We start from the raw sequence: 20,732 nt of genomic DNA on the forward strand, positions 1-20,732 counted from the left end.
AACTAATTATCAATTCTTATCCTCTAACAAAGGCACAAATCTGAATTCACCAAATTCTTCCTGTTCAAATTCTTTAGCTCCTTTTCTAATAAAAAGTGTCATAATTTGAACATCATCACCCACAGGAATAACAAGTCTTCCTCCTATTTTTAACTGACTCAGCAATGGTTTAGGTACAAAAGGCGCACCTGCTGTAACAATAATACTATCAAAAGGCGCTTCTTCTGGCAACCCTTTATAACCGTCACCAAAAATAAGTTTCTTAGCCCGATAACCAAGATTAGGTAAAAATTTACTCGTCTTTTTAAATAATTCTTGCTGGCGCTCAATACTAAATACTTTAGCTCCTAACTCACATAAAACAGCCGTTTGGTAACCACTTCCTGTACCAATTTCAAGAATTTTATCGTCTTTTTTCACTTCTAACAATTCACTTTGAAATGCAACAGTATAAGGTTGTGAAATCGTTTGGTCTGCCGAGATAGGAAACGCCTTATCCTGATAAGCATGGTCTAAAAAGCCCGAATCCATAAACAAATGTCTCGGTATTTTACCAATGGCATTTAAAACGGCTATATTGGCTATACCTTTCTTTTTTAATACGTTAACTAATTGTTGTCTTAATCCCTTGTGCTTAAAAGTGTCTTTCAATGGTGGTGTAGTTTGTCCTGCTAAAATTAGTCAAAGATTTTAAAGCTGAAAACAATTTTATTACATTTTATTTTCACTGAAAAATTCATGTTAAATCATCAAATTCATGTCTTAAATATCTTATTTTTGTTGAAAACGTAAATAATTATGCTAAAAGTTGGTGTACTTGGTGCTGGCCACCTAGGAAAAATTCATTTAAGACTTCTTAACCAATCTGAAAAATACAACCTTGTTGGGTTTTATGATGCTGATGAAGCAAATGGTAAAAAAGTAGAAGCCGAATTTGGATATACATTTTTCGATTCTATTGAATCCCTTATCGATGCTGTTGATGTGGTAGATATCGTAACTCCTACCTTATCTCATTATGATTGTGCAAAACAAGCCATAGCAAAAGGCAAGCACATTTTTATTGAAAAACCTATTACTAATACGGTAGAAGAAGCTGAACATATTAGGCAACTCTTAGCAGAACATAATTTACGCGGACAAGTAGGACATGTTGAACGGTTTAACCCCGCATTTTTAGCCGTTAGAGACGAAATTAAATCTCCAATGTTTATTGAAACACACCGATTAGCAGAGTTTAATCCTAGAGGTACCGATGTTCCTGTCGTTTTAGATTTAATGATTCACGATATAGATATTATTTTAAGCATCGTAAAATCTAAAGTCAAAAATATTTCGGCAAGTGGTGTCTCAGTTATAAGTGACACACCCGATATTGCCAATGCGCGATTAGAATTTGAAAACGGCTGTGTTGCCAATTTAACAGCAAGTAGAATTTCTCTTAAAAGAATGCGTAAGGCACGCTTCTTTCAAAAAGACGCTTATATCTCAGTCGATTTTCTTGAAAAGAAATGTGAAGTCGTTAAAATGAAAGATGCACCCGAAAACCCAGGTGATTTTGATATGGTATTACAAAATGCCGAAGGTGTTAAAAAACAAATCTATTTTGACAACCCAAAAGTAGCAGATAATAATTCTATTTTAGATGAATTAGAAACTTTTGCAGACGCTATTAACAATAACACAACACCAATTGTTACTTTGCATGATGGCACCGAAGCTTTACGTGTTGCTACACAAATTATTAATTGTTTTTGATCCCGTCCTCAATCATTCCCAAAGGGAAGGAAAACTCTAATAGATAAAACTTATAATTATAAAGATATTATTAACATAACAGTTTCTCTCCTTTGGAGAGATTAAGAGAGGCTTATGAAAAACATAGCAGTAATAGGCGCAGGCACCATGGGAAATGGGATTGCACATACCTTTGCCCAAACAGGATTTAAAGTAAACCTTATTGATATTAATGAAGCTTCTCTAAAAAAAGGCATCGTAACCATTTCTAAAAATCTTGATAGGATGGTTGCTAAAGAAAAAATTACCGAACTTGAAAAAGCTAAAACACTTTCAAACATCACAAGTTATACATCTATAGAAGAAGGTGTTAAATCTTCCGATTTAGTGGTAGAAGCAGCCACAGAAAACTTAGATTTAAAGCTCAGTATTTTTAAACAATTAGATGCGGCTTGTAGTAAAAACACCATTCTTGCAACAAACACGTCTTCAATATCTATCACTCAAATAGCAGCAGTAACATCAAGACCAGACAAAGTCATTGGGATGCATTTTATGAACCCAGTGCCTATTATGACTTTGGTTGAAATAATTCGTGGTTATAATACTAGCAATGAAGTAACAAAAATTATCATGGATCTTTCTAAAGCACTTGGAAAAGAACCCGTAGAAGTTAATGACTACCCAGGATTTGTAGCTAATAGAATTTTAATGCCGATGCTTAACGAATCTATTGAAACGTTATACAATGGTGTTGCTGGTGTACACGAAATTGATACGGTTATGAAACTTGGTATGGCACATCCTATGGGACCTTTACAATTAGCAGATTTTATTGGATTAGATGTTTGTTTATCTATCCTTAATGTAATGTACAATGGGTTTAAAAACCCTAAATACGCACCTTGCCCGTTATTAGTAAACATGGTAAATGCTGGTAAATTGGGTGTAAAATCTGGTGAAGGTTTTTATGATTATTCTGAAAGCAGGAAAGCAGAAAAAATAGCAAAACAGTTTATATAGCCTTCAGTTTGCAGCCATCAGTCAATACTGGTCACTGCTTACTGCTAACTTTAAAATATGGCAGAAATAATTCCTTTTAAAGCAGTAAGACCAACGCGAGATAAAGTCAGTCTGGTAGCTTCTCGATCTTATCAAAGTTATACCCAAGCTGAACTGGAAGCACGTATGAACTATAATCCCTTTTCGTTCTTACATATTGTCAATCCAGGTTATAAATACCATAAAGACATTACTGGAAAAGAAAGGTATGCCTTAGTACGAAACCGTTATTTAGAATTTAAGGAAGATTGTATTTTTGTTCAAGATGAAATACCAACGTATTACATATATAAAATTGTAAATCGAGATGGATTTTCATTTTCAGGAATTGTAGCTGCGGCAAGTACCGAAGATTATAAAAATGATGTGATTAAAAAACACGAAGACACGATTGAATATCGCGAAAACATTTTTAAAGATTATCTAAAAACTGTTGGCTTTAATGCAGAACCCGTGCTACTCACCTACCCTAACAATGACGTTATCGGAGATATTATTTCTGAAACACAAAAAAAACGTGCTGAATTTGAATTTACTACCACATACCGTGACACACATTATATGTGGAAGTTAGAAGATGAAGCCTTAATAAAGAGTATGGCTTCAGAATTTAAAAATATTGAAACCATTTATATTGCAGATGGCCATCACCGTTCCGCATCATCTTTTTTATTATCTGAAGAATTAAAATCTGAAAACAAGAATCATACAGGCAACGAGCCGTATAATTATTTTATGAGTTATTTAATTCCTGAATCTGAATTAAAAATTTATGAATTCAATAGATTAGTTAAAGATTTAAACGGACTTACTAAAGAATCCTTTTTAATTAAGCTAGATGCTATATTTCGCATTGAAAATAGAGGTAACGAATTATACAAACCAAATAGCAAACATCATTTTAGTATGTATTTAGATGGCGAGTTTTATTCGTTATATTTAAGAAAAAATAATTACAAATTTAAAACGTCGTTAGATGCTTTAGACACACAAATTCTTTTTAAAACCGTTTTAGAACCAATTTTAGGAATAACAGATTTACGTAATGACACTCGTATAAATTATTCACACGGTAAAAATGATTTGGTAACTATAAAAAGTAATATTGATAAAGGCGAATTTACTGTTGGCTTTGGCTTAGTCCCTATAAATATTGAAGAACTAAAAGCCATTGCAAATGAAGGGTTAACTATGCCACCAAAAAGTACGTTTATTGAACCTAAATTAAGAAGTGGCCTTACCATTTATGAATTCTAAAATATGAGCATACAACAAAACCTAAACCACATAAAATCAACCTTACCAGAACATGTTACTTTGGTTGCCGTTTCTAAAACAAAACCTGTAACAGATTTAATGGAAGCCTATAATGCTGGACAGCGCATTTTTGGTGAAAATAAAATTCAGGAAATGGCTGAAAAACATGAAGTCATGCCAAAAGATATTGAATGGCATATGATTGGACATGTACAAAGGAATAAAGTGAAATATATGGTACCATTTGTGAGTTTAATTCATGGTGTTGATAATTTCAAATTACTAAAAGAAATAAATAAACAAGCCAAAAAGCATGGCAGAATTATTGATTGTTTGTTTCAAATAAAAATTGCTTCTGAAGATTCTAAATTTGGAATGGCTCCGTCAGAAGCATTAGATATATTAAAATCTGAAGTATTTTCAGAATTAAAAAACATTAGAATTATTGGACTCATGGGAATGGCTACTTTTACTGATGATGAAAATCAAGTAAAAAAGGAATTCAACCTTTTAAAGTCTACTTTTAATGATTTGAAACAACAGCAAACTGTAAACTGTAAACTGCAAACTGTTTCAATGGGCATGAGTGGTGATTACCAATTAGCAATTGACTGTGGAAGTACCATGATTCGAGTTGGAAGTAGTATATTTGGTATTAGAAGTTAACAATTAAAAGTGAAAAGTTAACAGTTTTATGAAAGAGTCTATATTAAAAAGTAAAAGTTATGATTTTGCCATTTTCATTGTTAAGACTTATAAAATCATTTCATCTGAAAAAAAAGAACTCACTTTATCTAGACAACTTCTTAAAAGCGGAACCTCAATTGGAGCAAATATTAGAGAAGCTGAATTTGCTCAATCAAGTAAAGATTTCATTAGCAAAATGAGTATTGCTTTAAAAGAAGCTAACGAAACTGAATATTGGCTATTAATACTAAAAGATACAAACTATATAGAACTGGATCATTTTAACAAACTAATGAGTATTAACAAAGAACTTATAAAAATGTTAGTTTCAACAATTAACACTATGAAATCAAAACTTAAATAATTTTTAACTCTTAGTTTTTAACTTTTAACTTAACTATTTGTACGCAATATTAGACATAGAAACCACTGGCGGTAAATATAATGAAGAAGGCATTACTGAAATAGCTATTTATAAATTCGACGGACATACCATTGTTGATCAATTTATAAGTCTTATAAATCCCGAACGAGACATTCAACCTTTTGTAGTAAATCTTACAGGTATTAATAGCAATATGCTACGAAATGCTCCTAAATTTTACGAAGTAGCAAAGCGTATTGTTGAAATTACAGAAGATTGTATTTTAGTAGCCCATAATGCACAATTTGACTACCGTATTTTAGGTACAGAATTTAGACGTTTAGGTTTTGAATTTATCAAACCATCTTTATGCACTGTAGAATTAGCTAAAAGCTTAATTCCAGATCAACCTTCATATAGCTTAGGAAAATTAGTTAGGTCACTAGGTATTCCAGTTACCGATAGACATCGTGCTTCTGGCGACGCTCTGGCTACAGTAAAATTATTTAAAATGTTGCTAGATAAAGATACTAGTAAAAACATTATTAAAGAATCTATCAAACTAAATCCAAAACTTCAGTTAGAACCTAAACATATTGATATTGTTAAAGATTTGCCATCAATTACGGGTGTATATTATATTCATAAAGCAAACGGAGATATTATTTACATTGGAAAAAGTAATAATATAAAAAAGCGTATCAATCAGCATTTCACAAATACCAACCAGAAATCAAAAAAAATACAAATACATGTCCACTCGGTTAGTTACGAGGCTACTGGTAGCGAGTTGGTAGCTCTTTTAAAAGAAAGTGAAGAGATAAAACGTATAAAACCTATTTATAACCGAGCTTTACGCCGTAATATATTCACCCATGCCTTATATAGTTTTAAAGATGAAAACGATTATATAAACCTTAAAATTGATATTGCCGACGGACGTAAAAAGCCAATCACAACTTTTAGTAATAGGCAAAGCGGAAAAAGCTTTATTACAAAAGCTGTTGAAGATTATAATTTATGCCAAAAACTTACCGGTCTATACAAAACAAAAACCAGTTGCTTTAATTACGACATAAAAAATTGTGACGGTGCTTGTATAAATAAAGAATCAACCGAATTATACAACAATCGTGTAGAAGCTTTAATACAAAAAAATAGCTACGCTAATAAAAACATGGTCATTATTGATAAAGGTCGAGATATAGATGAGCATAGCGCCATACTTATAGAAAATGGTGTTTTTAAAGGTATTGGATTTTTCAACCTTAATTACCAAATAAATAATAGAGATGTTTTAAAATCTATTATTACACCAATGGAAAATAATAGAGATACTCAACATATTATTCAAAATTACCTCAGAAAAAACAAACGCTTAAAAATTATAACACTTGACTAAATGAAACCGTTCTATTTTTTCTTCTTGTTTTTTGCCTCTGTTATAATGATTGGCGCACAAGAAACCAATAACAATCCAGTTTATAGAGTATCTCTTAATGATTTAAAAATGACGTCTTATAGTAAAGACTCCATTGCAAATGCTTTAGTGCTTTACGAATTTGGAAGTAGCCATGTAGACCAACGTGATTATGATTTAAGAACTGAAGAAAAGTATAAAATAAAAATATTAAATAAAGAAGGCTTTGATAAAGCCAATGTTACTATTCATTTATATAAAAGCGACAATAATCATTTTGAAAGAGTTGACGACATTGTTGCAACAACATATAATTTAGTAAACGGTAAAGTTGTTATCACCAAACTTGATAAGAAAAATATTTATAGAGAAGAATATGACGAAAATCATACACTTGTAAAATTTACACTACCAAATATAAAAGAAGGTTCTGTTATAACTTATAGCTATTCGCTTAGATCTCCTTTTATGTTTAACTATAAAAGCTGGAATTTTCAAGGAGACATTCCTAAATTATATAGTGAATATAAAACAAGTATTCCTGGTAATTGGGAATACAATATTAAGCTAGTTGGAGGTAAAAAATTAGCAGTTAACGAAGCTGTAATTAAAAAAAACTGCTTAACAGGGGGCAATGGTGGTTCTGCAAATTGTTTAGATTCTAGATATGCGATGAAAGACATACCTGCATTTGTTGAAGAGGATTATATGACTAGTAAATTAAATTATCTGGCTAGAGTTGATTACGAACTGAAAACATTTATAGGTTTTAACGGATTAAAAAATGATTATTCTAAAACTTGGAAAACAGTTGACAAAGAACTAAAAACAGATGGAGATCTTGGTAAACAACTTTTAAAATCTATAGATTTAGAAGACCATCTTAGTGCGGAAATAATTAACGAAACAGATGCCTTAAAAAAAACTCAAGCTATTTATAGTTATGTACAAGAAAACTATACATGGAATGGTGATTATAAAATATTCAAGGATGTTTCTATTAAAGACTTAATTAAAAATAAATCTGGTAATGTTTCGTCTATAAATATTTTACTTCATAATTTATTAAAAGAAGCAGGTATAAAAGTTAACCCTGTATTACTTTCTACAAGGAATAATGGTTTTGTAACAAAATTATATCCCGTTATTTCAGACTTTAATTATTTAATCGTTCAGGCAACCGTTAATGGGAAAACATATTTATTAGATGCTACCGATAATTATTTAAGTTTTGGAGATATTCCATTTAGATGTCTTAATCTGGATGGGCGCTTATTAGATTTTAAAAATGAAAGCAAATGGATTGATATTAAGCCTAATAAAAAACCAACCACACTATATAATGTAGAACTAAATATTGATACTGATAATAAGTTTACAGGTACTATTAAAACCAAACGTACAGGACATCATGCTTTAAGAGCAAAAAAGAAATATTTCCCCAATGAAGACGCTTATATTGAAAGGCTCTCAAATAATTCGCCTTACATTGAAATTTTTGATTACAAAACCTCTACTAATGATAGAACAAGTCCTGATTTCGCTGAATCATACAGTATAGAATATAGTCCAGATAACACAGGAGAGATTTTATACCTTAATCCGTTTTTTACAAAGTTTTTCGTAGAAAACCCTTTTAAACTTCAAGAACGAACCTACCCTATAGATTTTGGTTATAAAAACAGCTATCTATATATGTTTAAACTAAATTTCGAAGACAGTTTTAGTATTATAGATCAGCCTAAAGACCTTATTTTAGGACTTCCTAACAACGAAGGTCTCATATCATTCTCAACTAAAGTTTTAGGCAATTCAGTTAATTTATTAATGAGAATAGACTTTAAACAATCTATTTATCCTCCAGAATATTATTCTTATTTAAAAGAGTTTATGAGCAAAATTGTTGCTATTCAAACAAACTCTATTATTGCCCTTAAGAAAAACCCATAATCTTTTCTTACTTTTGAAATAATGAATAAGATTCAAAATAAAGGTTGGAAAAGAAAACTTCATGAAATAATTTATGAAGCAGATACCCCTGAAGGAAAACTATTTGATGTCGTACTACTTATTGCTATTCTTGCTAGTATTTTACTGGTTATGCTAGAAAGTATAAAAAGCTTTGACAATAAATATCATGACTTACTTAATATTTCTGAATGGATAATAACCATACTGTTCTCTATAGAATATATTGCTAGAATTATTACTGTTAAAAAACCAATAAAATATATTTTTAGTTTTTATGGTATCATAGATTTTCTATCAACCATTCCTAAATACATATCATTACTTGTAGGTGGCTTACATGCGCTTGCAGCCTTAAGAGCTTTAAGATTACTTCGGGTTTTCAGAATTTTAAAACTAGCACGTTATTTAGGTGCTTCAAATAATCTGATAAATGCTTTAAAAGCCAGTAAAGCAAAAATATCTGTATTCTTATTTGCAGTCGTTATTGTAGCCATTATATTAGGTACAATTATGTATATGATAGAAGGAGAAGAAAATGGTTTTACCAATATCCCTAAAAGTGTCTATTGGTGCATTGTAACACTTACAACTGTTGGTTTTGGTGATATTGCACCACAAACACCATTGGGACAATTTATAGCATCACTAGTTATGGTTTTAGGTTATGGGATTATTGCTGTACCAACAGGTATTGTATCTGCCGAATACACCAACCAAACAAAAACAGACAAAGAAACTAAAAATACTAACGTGCATCTAAACACCCAAGCATGTACTAATTGTTCGGCAGAAAATCATAAAGATGATGCCGAATTTTGTTATCATTGTGGTCATAAATTAAACCATGGGTAATATTCTAATTTCTATAGTTGGCCCTACGGCTATTGGAAAAACAGCATTAAGTATAAAACTTGCTAATTATTTTAATACCGAAATAATTTCGGCAGATTCACGGCAGTTTTTTAAAGAAATGCAAATTGGCACTGCAGCGCCTTCAAAGGAAGAATTAGCAGCTGCTAAACATCATTTTATTCATCATAAATCCATACACGATCATTACAATGTAGGTGCATTTGAAAAAGATGCGCTTATTTGTTTAAACACCCTTTTTAAAACCCATAATGTGGTAATTATGGTTGGTGGTTCTGGTTTGTATGTTGATGCCGTTACTAATGGCTTAGATAATTTCCCGAAAGTAGATGCAAGCATTCGCGAAAATTTAAATACTGATTTAATTAGCAAAGGACTTCCTTATTTACAAAATAAGCTTAAAGAACTAGATATTACCTCCTACAATACGATTGCTATCGATAATCCACAACGCGTTATTCGTGCTTTAGAAATTTGTATTGGCTCAGGAAAACCATATTCGTCATTTTTAAATAAAGGAAAAGTAAAAAGAAACTTCAAAACGATAACAATTGGGCTTACTGCCGAAAGAGAAATCATATACAACCGCATCAATAAACGTGTCGATATCATGATGCAAGCAGGACAACTCGATGAAGTAAAAAGCCTTATTGAATACCAAAATCTAAATGCATTAAATACCGTTGGCTATAAGGAATTATTCAATTTTTTAAATGGAGAATGGACACTTGATTTTGCTGTTTCTGAAATAAAAAAGAATACACGGCGCTTTGCAAAACGACAACTTACTTGGTTTAAAAGAAATAAACAAACACTCTGGTTTGATTATGAAACCGATGTAGAAACAATAATAAAGCAGTTAGATATTTAGCACGCTTTTATACGAATATAAAACTTGACTTTGTAAAAAATTTCGTCTACCTTCGTTTGACGTATGATATAAAACATTAAAAACGATTTCATATCAACGTAGTTCTGCTTCATTATTAAAAACCGCTAACCAATGATAAAATTCTTTATAAGATCTAGAGAAAAAATATTTATTGAAAACAAATTCAGTTAATATCTAATTTATGCAAAAGGAGAGATTGGTCTTGTCTTAATTTGGCACAGGTCTGAATAACATCCAAAAACAACTTTTACAAACTCACAAAAACAAACTATATACTGTATAATAACGTATTGATTAATTGCTCTAAAAAAAGTTGCTAAAATGCTTCAGTGCAATTACATTTTTATTCCCTCGCTTTCACTCATGGAGTTTATCCAAGCATTCACTCTACGTTCTAATAACTCCAATGGTAAAGCACCACCTCCCAAAATGGTATCATGAAATCCCTTAATATCAAATTTGACTCCCAATTCATCTTCAGCATGTTGCCTTAATTCCTGAATTTTAAGCATTCCTATTTTGTAAGACGTCGCTTGTCCTGGCATTACCATATAGCGTTGCACTTCTGCTATTATTGCTCCATCTGCAATAGAAGAATTATCAGCAAAGTACTTAATCGCTTCCGCTTCAGTCCATCCTTTAGAATGTAATCCTGTATCAACTACTAATCTGATGGCTCTCCATATTTCATTTACCAAACGACCAAAATCGTAATAAGGGTTTTCGTAACCTCCCATTTCTTTTGCCAAAGTCTCAGAGTATAATGCCCAACCTTCACTGTACACACTAAATCCTGCTTGTGTTCTAAATTTAGGAACAGATTCTAGCTCTTGAGCTATGGAAATTTGCATATGATGTCCAGGATTACCTTCATGATAAGCGACTCCTTCCATTGTAGCTTTTGGCATAGCGTTCATATTAGAAAGATGTACATAATACGTTCCAGCTCTTGATCCATCTGGTGTTCCTCCTCTATAGTGTTGTGGAGCGCCATCTTGCTCTCTAAAAGCCTCTACCCTCCTAACTTCTAATTTGGCTTTAGGTAGAATCCCAAAAAAATCTGGTAATTTTTCGGTTAATTCATCTAAATACTTAGTGGACTCATCAAGGTATGCTTGACGTCCTTCATCAGTATTGGGAAAGAAAAACTGCTCATCTGTATTTACAAAATTAAAGAAGGCATCTAAATCACCTTCAAAACCTACCTTGTCCTTAATAGCTAGCATTTCTCCCTTTATTCTAGCAACTTCACTAAGTCCTATTTCATGAATTTCATCTGCAGTAAGGTCTGTAGTTGTAAACACCTTTAATCTGTGATTGTAAAAATCTTTGCCATTAGGATGACGACTTACTCCTGTTGGTGTTGCTTCAGCATTGTCAATTTCAGTTTCTAGCCACGTTAAAAGATTCTCATAAGAAGGTTTAAAATAAGAAGAAATCGCTTTTTCTGATTTTTCCTTAAGAGCATCAGCTTGTTCAGAACTTATATCTTGAGATGCCATAAGCTTATCAATTTTTCCGTACATGTCATTAAGTAAAGGTGTACCATCTACTAATGATTTCGTTTGTGTAATCAATGTTTCAAAAGTAAATTTTGGAGGTAGAATACCTGAGGCAGACTGCTTTTTTGCTCTATCTATCAATTGATTCATGGCTCTTCCAGATTCTTTAATCCTCAAAATATAAGCAGTCATATCAGCAAGACTGTCCACTTTATGAAAATTGATTAAATACGTTGGAAGTCCGGTATGTAAGCCTCGCATTTGATCAAAAACATAATCCATATCTCTATATGAATGACTTTCTTTTAAAGCTTCGTATTGATACACCCACAAATCATAGGATGTTTTGTCTTGATCATTAAGGCTGTCGTAATCAAATGTTTCTTCTAGTTCTTTAGTAACTTCCGTGTACCAAGCTAATTGCTCATCCTCGGCTTTTTTGCTTAAATCATCAATTTTATCATAATGATCTTTACGTCCTTGAGCAGTAAGACCAAGGGGACTCATCTGCAGAGACTCTTCATATTTATCATCAAACCATTTGTTAAGTGCCTCTGTTTGATTGACAACTACATCTTCTTTGGATGTTTCTTTGCAAGAAGAAATGAATAGAAAAACAAGTGTAACTGATATTATAATACTTTTAGCAATGAATGTTTTCATGATAACTATCTAATGATTATGTAGGCTAATATTTATACGCAAAATTTGGAAGCAAGTTTTAAAAGTACAACATTTTGTTTAGTTTTAATACCCTTAAGAAAGAATTTTCTATAAAACTGAACGAAATCTTAATAGTAAAAGAGAGAGGGTTATCAATGTTGTCGAAGTCTAGGCTTCACCGTATATACTAATCTTATTTCTCTCTTTTGTTCTTTCTATTAGTTATCTAATTTAATGAAAGACAAACTTAAGCCGTATATAAAAAATTGCTGGTTTTAGCTAAACCAATGTTAGTTGCTCGTTTGCTAGCTTCTGATTTTCCTTCGGAAAATCCTCGCACGCAAAACCGCACTATTCTTATACAAACACGTTAAACGAACCTCCCAAAAAAACACTTATTAAAATAACCAACAATTAAATTATCTTTGCAAAACATTAAAAAAATCTCATGCGCATAGATATTATAACTGTTTTACCTGAATTACTTAAAAGTCCGTTTGAAGCTTCCATTTTAAAACGTGCTATTGAAGCTGGTTTGGTAGAAGTTCATTTTCATAACTTACGCGATTACACTTCTGATAATTATAAATCTATAGACGATACCCAATTTGGTGGTGGTGCCGGAATGGTGATGATGATAGAGCCTATAGATAAATGTATTTCGGCTTTAAAAGCAGAACGGGATTACGACGAGATAATATACATGACACCAGATGGCGAAACCTTAAAGCAAGGAATTGCCAATCAGTTATCATTAAAAGAGAATATTATTATTCTTTGCGGACATTACAAAGGGGTAGACCAACGGGTACGTGATCATTTTATAACCCGAGAAATATCTATTGGTGACTACGTATTGTCTGGTGGCGAGTTAGGCGCTGCTGTACTTTGCGATGCAGTAATACGTTTAATACCAGGTGTTTTAGGAAACGAAACCTCTGCCCTTACCGACTCGTTTCAAGATGGCTTATTAGCACCACCTATTTACACAAAACCACGTGACTATAAAGGAATGAAGGTTCCTGAGTTATTATTTGGTGGTAACTTCCCGGAAATTGAAAAATGGCGAGAAGAACAGGCGTATTTAAGAACAAAAGAACGTCGTCCAGATTTATTGGATGAATAATTTTACTGAATACTGAAACTCTTTATTCTATATACTGAATTGTGTTAAGGATAGAAGCGGCATCCTTTATGCGAAGCCTTATACCTGAAACATACTTTAAAAACCAAAAGTTGTTTTATAATGAGATCCCGAAACAAGTTCGGGACTGCTTCGCAGAAAGATATAGTGGATAGCCTGACTTTTTGCTTACTAACAACCTCATTTTAAGCACTAAACACAAAGCAAAAAGTAACACCCTAAAAAAAATAATTATTAATTGTGAATTATTAATTATTAACTATATTTGCACCCAATTTCGGGTTAACCTCTGGCGAGAATCGTGAATGTTGTTCTGAATTAAATATAATAAAATTTAAAGATATGGAATCTTTAGTAAAATTTGTTCAAGACGAATTTGTAACAAAAAAAGAATTCCCAGTATTTGCAGCTGGAGACACCATTACAGTTTTCTACGAAATTAGAGAGGGTGAAAAAGTACGTACTCAGTTTTTTAGAGGTGTAGTAATACAAAGAAGAGGATCTGGTTCTTCAGAAACTTTTACAATTAGAAAAATGTCTGGTACTATTGGTGTAGAGCGTATCTTCCCAGTAAACTTACCTGCATTACAAAAAATTGAAGTTAACAAACGTGGTAAAGTACGTAGAGCTCGTATCTTCTACTTTAGAGGTCTTACTGGTAAAAAAGCCAGAATTACTGAGCGTAGACGTTAATACAACACACCTGCTTAAGCAGTTATTAAAAAGCCTTGATTTTTATCAAGGCTTTTTTTATTAACAAAAGTTAATAACTATGGTTTATAAAACGTTAATATCTAATTGATTAAAAATTTTGTTTTTTTGAGTTTTGGTTATATTTTAGTAAAAGGAATAATAACAATCAGTGATTGGTTTCATAGCAACAATGAATTTAAATTATTTTCTAAATAAGGTAACGTTCATATAAAATTGTTTTTTGAGGTTTTTAATTTACACGTGTATGCGTATATAATGAAGAAACCATGATATTACAAAAAGTATCAAATGTGAAAGCAGTTGACAACTAATGTAATTGAAAGCTTAAAAAACAACAGAAACGAAAGTGGATGTTGTAATAAAAGCAATGCATTATACAAACTTAACGCGAAAGCGAAGAGCACGTAGGATCGCATCAAGAAAAATGATTATCTGAAACATTTTAGTAATAGGTCAATACATTTTGAAAATTACAACAAAAAATGTTTCACTTGTAATAATAGCACTTGAATTGAAAAGTTTGATGAAAATTTAAACACCTTTTAATAGCAATATTAAAATAGATCACGTTATGTTATTACAAAGAAAGCCATGTCAAAGGAGATTAAGTTCTGCAGTGATATGGCTTTTGTTTTTTTAGCTTCTTTAGCTTTTTATTACCAAATTCTTATTACTGTCTCCCTTTTTTATAATTCTATTAAAACTTAGTAGTTCTTATACGGTTCACGTTATATTTAAACATCTTTAAATATCAATTTTTGTATATTCGCATCGCGAAAACGATATCGTATATTTTTTTCGACCGAAATAACTAAATTATACATATAAAATCTCATAGTAATGTCTAAAATTATTTATACAAAAACCGATGAAGCTCCTGCTTTAGCAACACGTTCTTTCTTACCCATAGTTAAAGCTTTTGTAAAGTCTTCTGGTATTAATATAGAAACTAAAGATATTTCTTTAGCAGCAAGAATTTTAGCAGTTTTTCCAGATTACTTAAATGAAGATCAAAGAGTTTCAGATGATTTAGCTATACTTGGTGAATTAGCAAAAAAGCCTGAAGCAAATATTGTAAAACTACCAAATATTAGTGCTTCTATTCCGCAATTAAAAGCAGCAATAAAAGAATTACAATCTCAAGGTTTTGGCATTCCTAATTACCCTGACGAACCAACAACCGCTGAAGAAAAAGATATTAACACACGTTACAATAAAATTAAAGGAAGTGCAGTAAACCCCGTACTTCGTGAAGGAAACTCTGATAGGCGCGCTCCAAAAGCAGTTAAGAATTATGCTAAAAACAATCCACACTCTATGGGAGCTTGGACTAGCGATTCTAAAACACATGTTGCGACAATGGACGCTAATGATTTTGCACATAATGAAAAATCTGTTACCATATCTGATGCTACAAACATAAAAATTGAGCATAAAGATAGTGATGGAAATATAACGGTATTAAAAGATAGTTTTGCATTACTTAAAGGTGAGATAATTGATGCTACAGTAATGAGCAAAAAAGCTTTATTAAACTTTTTTGAAGAGCAAATAGCTGATGCTAAAGCAAATAATATATTGCTTTCATTACACATGAAAGCAACTATGATGAAAGTGAGCGACCCTATTATATTTGGTCATGCTGTAAAAATATTTTTTAAAGACGTATTCACTAAACATGCTGAGGTTTTAGAAGAAATTGGTGTTGATGTTAATAATGGTTTTGGAAACTTAGTTGAAAAAATTCAAGAATTACCAGAGGCTAAACGTAATGAAATTCAAGCTGATATTGATGCTGCTTTTAAAAATGGACCAGAAGTTGCCATGGTAAACAGCGATAAAGGCATTACCAATTTACACGTGCCAAGTGATGTTATTATTGATGCCTCTATGCCAGCAATGATTCGTACTTCTGGACAAATGTGGAATGCCGAAGGCAAATTACAAGATACTAAAGCGGTAATTCCAGATAGTAGTTATGCAGGAATATATTCGGCAACTATAGATTTCTGTAAAAAGAATGGGGCTTTCGATCCTACAACTATGGGAACTGTTCCTAATGTTGGACTAATGGCGCAAAAAGCAGAAGAATATGGTTCTCATGATAAAACATTTGAAATAGCTTCTAACGGAACTGTTAGCGTTATTGATGCTGCTGGCAATACATTATTAGAACATACTGTTGAAGCTGGAGATATTTGGAGAATGTGTCAAGTAAAAGATGCACCAATTCAAGACTGGGTAAAACTAGCTGTTACCCGTGCAAGAGCGTCTCAAACACCTGCTGTTTTCTGGTTAGATAAAAACAGAGCGCATGATGCTGAATTAATTAAAAAAGTAAACACCTATTTAAAAGATCATGATACATCTGGGTTAGACTTAAGAATCTTATCTCCTATTGATGCGACTCTTTTTACTTGTGAAAGATTAAAAGACGGAAAAGATACTATTTCTGTTTCAGGAAATGTATTAAGAGATTATTTAACAGATTTATTCCCAATTTTAGAAGTAGGAACTAGTGCAAAAATGCTATCTATTGTGCCATTAATGAATGGTGGTGGTTTATTTGAAACTGGTGCTGGTGGTTCTGCTCCAAAACATGTGCAACAATTACTAGAAGAAAACCACTTACGTTGGGATTCTTTAGGAGAATTTTTAGCATTAGCTGTATCACTAGTACACTTTAGTGATGTAAACAATAATCCTAAGGCTAAAGTTTTAGGAGAAACTTTAGATGATGCTACCGATAAACTGTTAGAAAACAGAAAAGGTCCTTCAAGAAAAGCAGGAGAGTTAGATAATAGAGGGAGTCATTTTTACTTAGCTATGTATTGGGCTCAGGAATTAGCGAATCAAACTAAAGATGCTAGTTTAAAAGCAGAGTTTACTCCTATAGCTGAAAAATTAGCAGAAAATGAAACTGCAATTATAAATGAACTAACCGAAATACAAGGTAAACCAGTTAGTATAGGGGGTTATTATGAGCCTAACGAAGCTTTAATTAACCAAGTTATGCGACCAAGTAAAACATTTAATAGTATATTAGACTAAATAAAACATAAACACTCTTTTAAAAAGCTCCTTCTTAGGGGCTTTTTTTATATTTTTATAAAAAAAGCGAGTTAAAGAGTATGTATAAAATTATTTCGTGCATTATTGTCACGCTCTGTTTTAATCTTCTAGTGTTAAACGCTCAAGAAAAATATACATTTAGCGGTACTATTCTAGAGGAAAAAAGTAATGAATCGCTTATTGGAGTTAATATTATTTTTCCAGAATTATCTACAGGAACTACTACCAATGAATATGGCTTTTATTCCATAACACTTCCTAAAGGAAATTACAATATAGTCATTAGCTATTTAGGCTACAATTCAATAACAGAAACCATTTTACTTTCAGAAGACATCACAAAAAATTATGCATTATCTGATTCTGCTGAAAATTTAGAAGAAATAATTATCACCAAAAACATTGAAAAGCTAAATATAAAAGCACCCCAAATGAGTGTTAATAAGTTAACCTCTAACACTATTAAAGACATCCCCGTTGTACTTGGCGAATCAGACATTATAAAAGCAATTACCTTACTCCCTGGTGTTACTAGTGCAGGCGAAGGCGCTTCTGGTTTTAATGTTAGAGGTGGTGCAGTAGATCAAAATTTAATTCTTTTAGATGAAGCTATTATTTATAACTCGTCACATTTATTCGGGTTCTTTTCTGTTTTTAACCCCGATGCTATAAAAGATCTTAAACTATACAAAGGTGGCATTCCATCGCGCTATGGTGGACGTGTATCATCGGTATTAGACATCTACCAAAAAGAAGGGAATAGCAAAGAATTTCATATGAATGGTGGTATTGGTATTGTTTCTAGTAGGTTACTTGCCGAAGGTCCTATAAAAAAAGACAAAGGATCTTTTCTGTTTGGAGGAAGGTCTAGTTATGCGCACTTATTTTTACCGCTTTTTGACAACGATAATATTGCGTATTTCTATGATTTAAACACCAAATTAAGCTATAAAATAAACAATAGAAATAATATTTATCTATCAGGGTATTTTGGTCGTGATGTCTTCAGAATTCAGGATACGTTTGAAAACATTTATGGTAATTCTGTTTTAAATTTTAGATGGAATCACTTATTTTCAGATAAATTATTTTCAAACCTGTCTTTCATTTATTCTGATTATTATTATGATTTAAAATTAAATTTTGTCGAATTTGAATGGGTTTCGGGCATTCAAAATTTCAATTTAAAATACGATTTCAAACACTATATAGCTGATAATTTCAAACTACAATATGGATGGAATAGTATTTATTATAAGTTTAATCCTGGCGATATAAAACCAACTGTAGAATCTTCAGGAATAAACCCTTTTAAACTCACCGATAAATATGCCTTTGAAAATGCATTCTATCTGGATGCTGAACATAAAATATCAGACAAATTAGCATTATCTTACGGGTTACGCTTTAGTACTTTTCATCGCCTAGGTCAAGATGAACTTAATATATATGAAAACAACCAAGCTGTTATTTTTAATAATGATTTTAAAATATATGAAAAGGCGGCTCCTACTAATATCGAAACTTATAAACGAAGTGACGTTATCGCTAAGTTTTTTAATATTGAACCTAGAGCTTCATTAACCTTCCAACTTAACACTACAAGTTCTATTAAAACAAGTTATAATAGAATGAGTCAGTATTTACATTTATTATCTAATACTAATTCTCCAACACCATTAGATGTTTGGACGCCTAGTGGTAAATATATTAAACCGCAATTATTAGATCAATTTGCTATTGGCTATTTTAAAAACTTTAATGACAATACTTATTCTTTAGAAGTTGAAAGTTTCTTTAAAACTATAAAAAATAGAATTGATTATATAGATGGAGCTGATTTGGTAGCAAATAATGCTATTGAACAAGTTATTTTAAATGGTAAAGCAAGAGCCTATGGTTTAGAATTTCTATTGAGAAAAAACGAAGGTCGATTTAAAGGCTGGCTAGCTTATACCCTATCTAAATCTGAACAGCAAACAAAAGGAAGAACTCCAAACGAACTTGGTATAAACAATGGTAATTGGTATAAAACACCTTATGATAAAACGCATGACATTTCCTTAACAGGCAGTTATGAATTAAACAACAAATGGAAATTCAGTACCAATTTTTTATTTCAAACTGGACAACCAGCTACATTTCCAAATGGACAATATCAATTTAATGGTATCATTATTCCAAACTATAACAATAGAAATTCCAATAGGCTCCCGGCTTATAATCGCTTAGATATTTCTGCAACGTATACTCCTAAACCTACAAAAAATACAGGCTGGCAAAGTTACTGGGTGTTTGGTATATACAATGCTTATAATCGTAAAAATGCCAGTTCTATTAATTTTGGTAGAAACTATGATACTGGAGTCAATGAAGCTACTCGTTTATCGATTTTTGGAATTGTCCCATCAATATCTTATAATTTTAAGCTTTAATTTATGAGAAAAATAATCTACATATTAATAATAAGTCTGCCATTTATATCTTGTGAGGATGTTATTCAGGTAGACTTAAAATCGGCTGAACCAAGGTTAGTAATAGATGCATCTTTAAATTGGTTAAAAGGTTCTCAGGGAAATAATCAATATATAAAACTTACACTAAGTGCTCCTTTCTTTGACAGTTCGATACCTCCTGCAAATGGGGCTACGGTTATAGTTACAGATTTACACAATAATACTTTTAATTTTATTGAAGAAGAAAATACTGGTTTATACATAAACAACACATTTATACCTGTTATTGATGGCGTTTATAACCTAACTATTATATACAATAATGAAACTTATACCGCTACAGAAAAATTAATATCAGTAAGTCCTATTGAATATGTAGAACAAAAAAATGAAGGAGGGTTTTCTGGTGAGGAAATTGAAATAAAAGCATTTTATTCAGATCCAAAAGGCATCGAAAACTATTATCTATTTGAATATTCAAAAAGTAGAACAAAAAGTCTTGAAGTTTATGATGACGAATTTACTGATGGTAATCAAATTTTTGCTTTTTATTCAGATGAAAATCTAACTACAGGAGATGAACTGATTATAAAAAACTATGGTATTTCAAAGCAGTTCTACGAATTCATGAATCTTTTACTTCAACAAACCGATAATGAATCGGGAGACCCTTTTGAATTACAACCTGCTACGGTAAGAGGTAATTGCTTAAACCAAACAAATCCTGAGAATTATCCGCTAGGGTATTTTAAAGCTTCAGAAGTCTCTATTTTTAACTACACAATTGAGTGATTTTTTTAAGTGGTATAATATTTGTGCATGAAATTAGTAGTAATTGAATAATTTATGAAGATATTAACTAAAAAAAATCTCACGGTTGCATTTTTTTTGTAATTTTATTCTTCATCAATCAAAACCAAC

At 31.6% G+C, this 20,732-nt stretch carries 16 protein-coding genes; 14 read left to right on the forward strand and 2 right to left on the reverse strand.

All coding sequences use genetic code 11. The features are described 5' to 3' along the window. Positions 1–9: 9 nt before the first annotated feature. Positions 10–651, reverse strand: coding sequence for a protein-L-isoaspartate(D-aspartate) O-methyltransferase (locus RHP49_00870; GenBank protein ID WNH12826.1), 642 nt, complete (start codon positions 649–651; stop codon positions 10–12). Between the two features lie 147 nt (positions 652–798). Here RHP49_00870 and RHP49_00875 point away from each other — a divergent pair, with 147 nt between their 5' ends. The 9 genes from RHP49_00875 to miaA all read left to right on the forward strand — a co-directional run bounded on the left by RHP49_00875 (position 799) and on the right by miaA (position 10,239). Then, positions 799–1,758 carry a Gfo/Idh/MocA family oxidoreductase gene (locus RHP49_00875; protein WNH12827.1) on the forward strand — a complete coding sequence of 320 codons (960 nt, stop codon included), beginning with the start codon at positions 799–801 and terminating at the stop codon, positions 1,756–1,758. Between the two features lie 114 nt (positions 1,759–1,872). Then, complete coding sequence (locus tag RHP49_00880; GenBank protein WNH12828.1) at positions 1,873–2,760, forward strand: 3-hydroxybutyryl-CoA dehydrogenase; 888 nt, start codon at positions 1,873–1,875, stop codon at positions 2,758–2,760. Positions 2,761–2,817: 57 nt separating this feature from the next. After that, entirely contained in the window at positions 2,818–4,056 is a 1,239-nt protein-coding gene (locus RHP49_00885; protein WNH12829.1) for a DUF1015 domain-containing protein, read from the forward strand. Positions 4,057–4,059: 3 nt separating this feature from the next. Continuing rightward, positions 4,060–4,722 (forward strand): YggS family pyridoxal phosphate-dependent enzyme, encoded by a 663-nt coding sequence (locus RHP49_00890; GenBank protein ID WNH12830.1) that lies wholly within the window; start codon positions 4,060–4,062, stop codon positions 4,720–4,722. Between the two features lie 28 nt (positions 4,723–4,750). Continuing rightward, on the forward strand, positions 4,751–5,107 hold the full coding sequence (locus tag RHP49_00895) for a four helix bundle protein (protein WNH12831.1): 357 nt from the start codon (positions 4,751–4,753) through the stop codon (positions 5,105–5,107). A gap of 37 nt (positions 5,108–5,144) precedes the next feature. Next, positions 5,145–6,509, forward strand: a complete 1,365-nt coding sequence (locus tag RHP49_00900) for an exonuclease domain-containing protein (protein WNH12832.1) — start codon at positions 5,145–5,147, stop codon at positions 6,507–6,509. After that, on the forward strand, positions 6,510–8,477 hold the full coding sequence (locus RHP49_00905) for a DUF3857 domain-containing protein (GenBank protein WNH12833.1): 1,968 nt from the start codon (positions 6,510–6,512) through the stop codon (positions 8,475–8,477). It begins immediately after the preceding gene. 21 nt (positions 8,478–8,498) lie between these two features. Further along, positions 8,499–9,350, forward strand: a complete 852-nt coding sequence (locus RHP49_00910) for an ion transporter (protein WNH12834.1) — start codon at positions 8,499–8,501, stop codon at positions 9,348–9,350. Next, the gene (miaA, locus tag RHP49_00915) at positions 9,343–10,239 is read left to right on the forward strand and encodes a tRNA (adenosine(37)-N6)-dimethylallyltransferase MiaA (protein ID WNH12835.1); all 897 of its coding nucleotides are present in this window, start codon (positions 9,343–9,345) and stop codon (positions 10,237–10,239) included. Before RHP49_00910 ends, miaA begins: the two co-directional genes overlap by 8 nt. 356 nt (positions 10,240–10,595) lie before the next feature. On the opposite strand, the gene RHP49_00920 is transcribed toward miaA, so the two are convergent. After that, positions 10,596–12,425, reverse strand: coding sequence for a DUF885 domain-containing protein (locus RHP49_00920; GenBank protein WNH12836.1), 1,830 nt, complete (start codon positions 12,423–12,425; stop codon positions 10,596–10,598). A gap of 448 nt (positions 12,426–12,873) precedes the next feature. Between RHP49_00920 and trmD the strand changes: the two genes are divergently transcribed. The 5 genes from trmD (at position 12,874) to RHP49_00945 (ending at position 20,603) form a co-directional block, all read left to right on the forward strand. Continuing rightward, positions 12,874–13,551 (forward strand): tRNA (guanosine(37)-N1)-methyltransferase TrmD, encoded by a 678-nt coding sequence (gene trmD, locus RHP49_00925; GenBank protein WNH12837.1) that lies wholly within the window; start codon positions 12,874–12,876, stop codon positions 13,549–13,551. 360 nt (positions 13,552–13,911) lie between these two features. Then, complete coding sequence (gene rplS / locus RHP49_00930; protein ID WNH12838.1) at positions 13,912–14,262, forward strand: 50S ribosomal protein L19; 351 nt, start codon at positions 13,912–13,914, stop codon at positions 14,260–14,262. An 861-nt stretch (positions 14,263–15,123) separates the two neighbouring features. Continuing rightward, on the forward strand, positions 15,124–17,334 hold the full coding sequence (locus RHP49_00935) for an NADP-dependent isocitrate dehydrogenase (protein ID WNH12839.1): 2,211 nt from the start codon (positions 15,124–15,126) through the stop codon (positions 17,332–17,334). Positions 17,335–17,414: 80 nt separating this feature from the next. Beyond that, the gene (locus tag RHP49_00940) at positions 17,415–19,790 is read left to right on the forward strand and encodes a TonB-dependent receptor (GenBank protein ID WNH12840.1); all 2,376 of its coding nucleotides are present in this window, start codon (positions 17,415–17,417) and stop codon (positions 19,788–19,790) included. 3 nt (positions 19,791–19,793) lie between these two features. Beyond that, positions 19,794–20,603 carry a DUF4249 family protein gene (locus RHP49_00945; GenBank protein WNH12841.1) on the forward strand — a complete coding sequence of 270 codons (810 nt, stop codon included), beginning with the start codon at positions 19,794–19,796 and terminating at the stop codon, positions 20,601–20,603. Positions 20,604–20,732: the final 129 nt, after the last annotated feature.

Source organism: Flavobacteriaceae bacterium HL-DH10, from assembly GCA_031826515.1.
GTDB lineage: Bacteria > Bacteroidota > Bacteroidia > Flavobacteriales > Flavobacteriaceae > Thalassobellus > Thalassobellus suaedae.